We start from the raw sequence: 6637 nt of genomic DNA on the forward strand, positions 1-6637 counted from the left end.
CAACAGACGCCACTATTTACCAAGCTGAATCTTCGGCGCCCAGGTCAGCCATTCATCCTCGAATTTGTCGAACAAAGGGAACGTCTGCTCGGCCCGCGCCGGATTGCCCATGCGCTCGCCATCCGGGGTGGCGAAGGCAATCCCACCTTGAATCAGCGTCTCCAGCGATTCGGTCCGAACCGTCACGCCTTTGAACAAGCCGTAATCGAAGCCCACGCCGCTGGTGTTCCAGAAACGGCTGCCGCTGCGCACCAGAGGCGCGTACTTTGGCTCGATCAGAATGTGCACCAACACACGGTCAGCGGTCTGGCCCAACTCATAACCGGTGACCTTGCCCACCGTGATTTCGCGGTAGGTCACTGGCACGCCGGGCTTCAGCGAACCACGACGTGCTGCGCTCAACACCAGACTCAAGCCCGCTTCCTGCTTGGTGACTTCCGGCGCCTCGGCCAAGGCAACGAAGTTCTTCTGCGGGCCGAGATTCTTCGCCGCCGGCTGGACTTCGATGTATTTACCGGTGACCAGCGTTTCCAGATTCTGCGTCTTGATCAGGCCCAGCTCCGGCTTGACCACCCAGAACTGACTGCCGACTCGCGCAATCTTTTCCGGTACTTCGGTGATGCGTGCGGTGAGGATTACCGACTGCATGTCATCGGTCAGATCGACGCTTTCAATCTTGCCGACATCGAGCCCCTTGAAACGTACCGGCGTACCGCTGCTCAAGCCGTCAGCGCGATCAACCTTGATCGTCACTACCGCGCCTTTCTTGTTTGCCTCATCGTGGTCGGCGAACAGACGGAAGCGCGGTATGCGTTTCTTCAACGGCGCATTGGCTTGCGGCGTTTCGAACGCGATACCGCCGGCCATCAGGGTTTGCAAAGATTCACTCTTGACCTGAATGCCGCCGGTCAAGCCACCCGTGAGGGTAATCCCGCTGACATTCCAGAAACGCGTCGAGGCGTTGACCAGGTTTTCGTATTCCTTCTCGATGTGCACGCCGATGACCAGCTGCTTCTTGGTTCGGGAGAACTGGTAGCTCTGCACCGAACCGACCTTGACCTGCTTGTACAGAATCGGACTGCCGACATCGATCGAACCCAGCGAATCGGTAAACAACACCAGATGCAGGCCTGGCGAACGCAGGTCCAGCGGTGGTGCTTTCGGTCGCGCCTCGAATTCGCGTTTCGGCGCAGCGCCTTTGTCGCCCGGACGCACGGCGATGTAGTTACCTTTTACCAGCGCTTCCAGGCCGGTAATACCGGCAAGGGAAATCGACGGTTTGACCACCCAGAACTGCGTGCCCTCAACCAGATAGTCTTCGGCCAACGGATCAAGGGTCAGCTCGGCTGTTGCACTGTTCAGGTCCGGATCGACTTTGAGCGCTTTCAGGTTGCCGACCTGAATGCCTTTGTACATCACCGGCGTGCGACCGGCTTGCAGGCCCTCGAAATCGCTGAGTTTGACCTTCACGCGAATCCCGGCAGCGGCAGCGTCGAAGTCTTCATAGAGACGGAATGGCAGGCTCGGATCGGTCGCTGGGCTGTCCTTGCGATTCTCCGGCGTGGCGAAGGCGATGCCCCCAGCGACGATGCTGGCCAAAGACTCGCTACGGACTTTCACACCGGACAGGTTGGCGTCGATGCTGATGCCGCTGGCGTTCCAGAAACGTGTGTGTTTGCGCACCAGTTTGGCGTAGGTCGGCTCGATGAACACCTTCAGTTCAACGGTGCTCTGATCCTCGGACAGCACGTAGCTTTTGACCTGACCGACCTTGATCTGCTTGTAGAACACAGGGCTGCCGCGATTCAACGAGCCGAGGCGATCGGCCTTGATGGTCAGATGCAGACCGGGCTTGGCGTCGGACAGTGGCGGCTCTTCGGCGAGTGCCTTGAACTTGCGCACCGGCTCGCCTTCACCGGGACTGATGGCGACGTAGTTACCCGAGACCAGCGTTTCCAGACCAGTGATACCGGCCAGGGTCACGCTCGGTTTGACCAGCCAGAACCGCGTGCTGGTCTTCAGGTACTGCTCGACGTCCTTGTTCATTTCGATGGTGGCGATCACCCCTTTCGAGTTGCCCTCATCGTCGAGCTTGAGCGTCTTGACCTTGCCGACCGGCATGCCTTTGTAGACCACTTCAGTCTTGTTGGCCTGGATGCCTTCGCCGCTTTCAAAGCGCACCTGAATCTCGATACCGGTCTCGGAATAAGCACGCCAGCCGAGCCAGCCGCCGATGATCAGCGCGATCAGAGGCAGCACCCAAATGGCCGACCAGTTCGAAGCCGGTCGGGTTTTCGCTACAGGCAAATCAGTCATGGTCGTCGTCCGACTCCGTGTTATCCCAAATCAGTCGGGGATCGAAAGTTACTGCGGCGAGCATCGTCAGAATCACCACAGAGGCGAAGGCGACGGCGCCCAAATTGGCTTCGACACTGGCTATACGGCCGAAGTTGACGACCGCCACGAGAATGGCGATCACGAAAATATCGAGCATCGACCAGCGGCCGATGAACTCGATGAATCGGTACATCCAGATGCGCTGACGGGCCGACAATGGCTGCCGACGCTGCACGGAAAACAGCAACAACGCGATGCCGACCAGTTTGAACGTGGGCACCAGAATACTGGCGATGAACACCACGCTCGCGATCGGAATCATGCCGTGCTGCACCAGTTCAATCACGCCGGACATGATGGTGCTTGGTTCACCCTGGCCCAGGGAGCTGACCGTCATGATCGGCAAGACGTTGGCCGGAATATAGATAATGGCTGCCGTGATCAACAGCGCCCAGGTGCGGGTCAGGCTGTTGGGGCGGCGAGCGTGAACCTGCGCGCCGCAGCGGGTACAGCTCTGCTCATCGACGTCAGCTTCCTGCTTGTTCAGTTCGTGGCATTCGGTGCACACCAGAATGCCCGCATCAATCGCCCGCATGGGCATCCTCTCCTGATAATGCCTGCCAGATCTGATGCGGTGACATCACCACCTCCAGCCAGACTTGTACCAACAACAAGCCAATGAAACATGCCAGCCCGAGGCCGACGGTAATTGCTGCCATATCCGCCAGCTTCACGATCGCGACGAGGACGCCCATGAGGTAGACCTCGAGCATGCCCCAGTCCCTAAGGTGGTGGTAAATACGATAGAGCAGCAAACCGTAGCTTCGGCCGACATCGAAACGAATCGTCAATAACACAAACAGCTGGCACAACAACTTGAGTAACGGTATGGCCATGCTGCAAAGGAAGACGACGATCGACACACCTTGCATGTCGGTGCTGAACAGGCCGACTACGCCACTCCAGACCGTATCCTGCGAGGATTGCCCGAGGATATTGAGTTGCATGATGGGTAAAAAGTTTGCCGGCACGTAAAGTAATAACGCGGCAATCACCAGGGCGAGGCTGCGCTGCACCACGTTATGGCGGTGGGCGTACAATTCATAACCACAACGCGGGCAGAGTGCCTTTTCGCCATGGGCAAGTGTCGGCTTGCGCATCAGCAAGTCGCACTCGTGGCAGGCTATCAAGTCTTCCAGCGGTAAATCTGACAGCCCAGGGGCGTCAACCGATTCTGACATACAGGCTCTGGCTCCGATAAAGATGGGGCTATTCTAGTGTTCTGATTCGAAAATAACTGTGCAATTTTGTTCGTTTCGGTTCTGAAAACTTTCTCGCAGGCAAAACAAAACCCCAACTGCTTTCGCAATTGGGGTTTCGGAATTTAATCTTGACGATGACCTACTCTCACATGGGGAAACCCCACACTACCATCGGCGATGCATCGTTTCACTGCTGAGTTCGGGATGGGATCAGGTGGTTCCAACGCTCTATGGTCGTCAAGAAATTCGGGTACTGACTCGTGACCAGACGGCCTCGCTTCAGCAAATTGGGTATGTGACAGCTAGGTGTTTGTGAACTTCGAACTTTCGGTTCGTTTCGTCTTCACACACCGCAATCTGGCCTTTCGACGCAAATTGCTTGGGTGTTATATGGTCAAGCCTCACGGGCAATTAGTATTGGTTAGCTCAACGCCTCACAGCGCTTACACACCCAACCTATCAACGTCGTAGTCTTCGACGGCCCTTCAGGGAACTCAAGGTTCCAGTGAGATCTCATCTTGAGGCAAGTTTCCCGCTTAGATGCTTTCAGCGGTTATCTTTCCCGAACATAGCTACCCGGCAATGCCACTGGCGTGACAACCGGAACACCAGAGGTTCGTCCACTCCGGTCCTCTCGTACTAGGAGCAGCCCCTCTCAAATCTCAAACGTCCACGGCAGATAGGGACCGAACTGTCTCACGACGTTCTAAACCCAGCTCGCGTACCACTTTAAATGGCGAACAGCCATACCCTTGGGACCGGCTTCAGCCCCAGGATGTGATGAGCCGACATCGAGGTGCCAAACACCGCCGTCGATATGAACTCTTGGGCGGTATCAGCCTGTTATCCCCGGAGTACCTTTTATCCGTTGAGCGATGGCCCTTCCATACAGAACCACCGGATCACTAAGACCTACTTTCGTACCTGCTCGACGTGTCTGTCTCGCAGTCAAGCGCGCTTTTGCCTTTATACTCTACGACCGATTTCCGACCGGTCTGAGCGCACCTTCGTACTCCTCCGTTACTCTTTAGGAGGAGACCGCCCCAGTCAAACTACCCACCATACACTGTCCTCGATCCGGATAACGGACCTGAGTTAGAACCTCAAAGTTGCCAGGGTGGTATTTCAAGGATGGCTCCACGCGAACTGGCGTCCACGCTTCAAAGCCTCCCACCTATCCTACACAAGCAAATTCAAAGTCCAGTGCAAAGCTATAGTAAAGGTTCACGGGGTCTTTCCGTCTAGCCGCGGATACACTGCATCTTCACAGCGATTTCAATTTCACTGAGTCTCGGGTGGAGACAGCGCCGCCATCGTTACGCCATTCGTGCAGGTCGGAACTTACCCGACAAGGAATTTCGCTACCTTAGGACCGTTATAGTTACGGCCGCCGTTTACCGGGGCTTCGATCAAGAGCTTCGCGTTAGCTAACCCCATCAATTAACCTTCCGGCACCGGGCAGGCGTCACACCCTATACGTCCACTTTCGTGTTTGCAGAGTGCTGTGTTTTTAATAAACAGTCGCAGCGGCCTGGTATCTTCGACCGGCATGAGCTTACGGAGCAAGTCCTTCACCCTCACCGGCGCACCTTCTCCCGAAGTTACGGTGCCATTTTGCCTAGTTCCTTCACCCGAGTTCTCTCAAGCGCCTTGGTATTCTCTACCCAACCACCTGTGTCGGTTTGGGGTACGGTTCCTGGTTACCTGAAGCTTAGAAGCTTTTCTTGGAAGCATGGCATCAACCACTTCGTGTTCTAAAAGAACACTCGTCATCAGCTCTCGGCCTTAAGATCCCGGATTTACCTAAGATCTCAGCCTACCACCTTAAACTTGGACAACCAACGCCAAGCTGGCCTAGCCTTCTCCGTCCCTCCATCGCAATAACCAGAAGTACAGGAATATTAACCTGTTTTCCATCGACTACGCTTTTCAGCCTCGCCTTAGGGACCGACTAACCCTGCGTCGATTAACGTTGCGCAGGAAACCTTGGTCTTTCGGCGTGGGTGTTTTTCACACCCATTGTCGTTACTCATGTCAGCATTCGCACTTCTGATACCTCCAGCAAGCTTCTCAACTCACCTTCACAGGCTTACAGAACGCTCCTCTACCGCATCACCCGAAGGTGATACCCGTAGCTTCGGTGTATGGTTTGAGCCCCGTTACATCTTCCGCGCAGGCCGACTCGACTAGTGAGCTATTACGCTTTCTTTAAAGGGTGGCTGCTTCTAAGCCAACCTCCTAGCTGTCTAAGCCTTCCCACATCGTTTCCCACTTAACCATAACTTTGGGACCTTAGCTGACGGTCTGGGTTGTTTCCCTTTTCACGACGGACGTTAGCACCCGCCGTGTGTCTCCCATGCTCGGCACTTGTAGGTATTCGGAGTTTGCATCGGTTTGGTAAGTCGGGATGACCCCCTAGCCGAAACAGTGCTCTACCCCCTACAGTGATACATGAGGCGCTACCTAAATAGCTTTCGAGGAGAACCAGCTATCTCCGAGCTTGATTAGCCTTTCACTCCGATCCACAGGTCATCCGCTAACTTTTCAACGGTAGTCGGTTCGGTCCTCCAGTCAGTGTTACCTAACCTTCAACCTGCCCATGGATAGATCGCCCGGTTTCGGGTCTATTCCCAGCGACTAGACGCCCTATTAAGACTCGCTTTCGCTACGCCTCCCCTATTCGGTTAAGCTCGCCACTGAAAATAAGTCGCTGACCCATTATACAAAAGGTACGCAGTCACAGAACAAAGTCTGCTCCCACTGCTTGTACGCATACGGTTTCAGGATCTATTTCACTCCCCTCTCCGGGGTTCTTTTCGCCTTTCCCTCACGGTACTAGTTCACTATCGGTCAGTCAGTAGTATTTAGCCTTGGAGGATGGTCCCCCCATATTCAGACAAAGTTTCTCGTGCTCCGTCCTACTCGATTTCATGACTAAGAGATTTTCGCGTACAGGGCTATCACCCACTATGGCCGCACTTTCCAGAGCGTTCCGCTAATCTCAAAGCCACTTAAGGGCTAGTCCCCGTTCGCTCGCC

At 55.2% G+C, this 6637-nt stretch carries 3 protein-coding genes and 2 rRNA genes (1 of these 5 cut by a window edge); all 5 read right to left on the reverse strand.

Features of this window, described 5'->3' with window-relative positions; all coding sequences use genetic code 11:
* Window positions 1–12: 12 nt before the first annotated feature.
* Window positions 13–2316, reverse strand: coding sequence for a PqiB family protein (locus BXA01_RS11145; protein WP_016773187.1), 2304 nt, complete (start codon window positions 2314–2316; stop codon window positions 13–15).
* Window positions 2309–2932: a paraquat-inducible protein A gene (locus BXA01_RS11150; RefSeq protein ID WP_071173597.1), complete on the reverse strand. Its 624-nt coding sequence runs from the start codon at window positions 2930–2932 to the stop codon at window positions 2309–2311. Before BXA01_RS11150 ends, BXA01_RS11145 begins: the two co-directional genes overlap by 8 nt.
* Window positions 2919–3578 carry a paraquat-inducible protein A gene (locus BXA01_RS11155; RefSeq protein WP_056790348.1) on the reverse strand — a complete coding sequence of 220 codons (660 nt, stop codon included), beginning with the start codon at window positions 3576–3578 and terminating at the stop codon, window positions 2919–2921. Before BXA01_RS11155 ends, BXA01_RS11150 begins: the two co-directional genes overlap by 14 nt.
* A 147-nt stretch (window positions 3579–3725) precedes the next feature.
* A 5S ribosomal RNA gene (gene rrf, locus BXA01_RS11160) occupies window positions 3726–3841 on the reverse strand.
* A 148-nt stretch (window positions 3842–3989) separates the two neighbouring features.
* Window positions 3990–6637 (reverse strand): 23S ribosomal RNA (locus tag BXA01_RS11165) (it continues 246 nt past the right edge of the window).

Origin of the sequence: Pseudomonas sp. B10 (assembly GCF_900156235.1) — a bacterium.
GTDB classification, from domain to species: Bacteria; Pseudomonadota; Gammaproteobacteria; order Pseudomonadales; family Pseudomonadaceae; genus Aquipseudomonas; species Aquipseudomonas siliginis.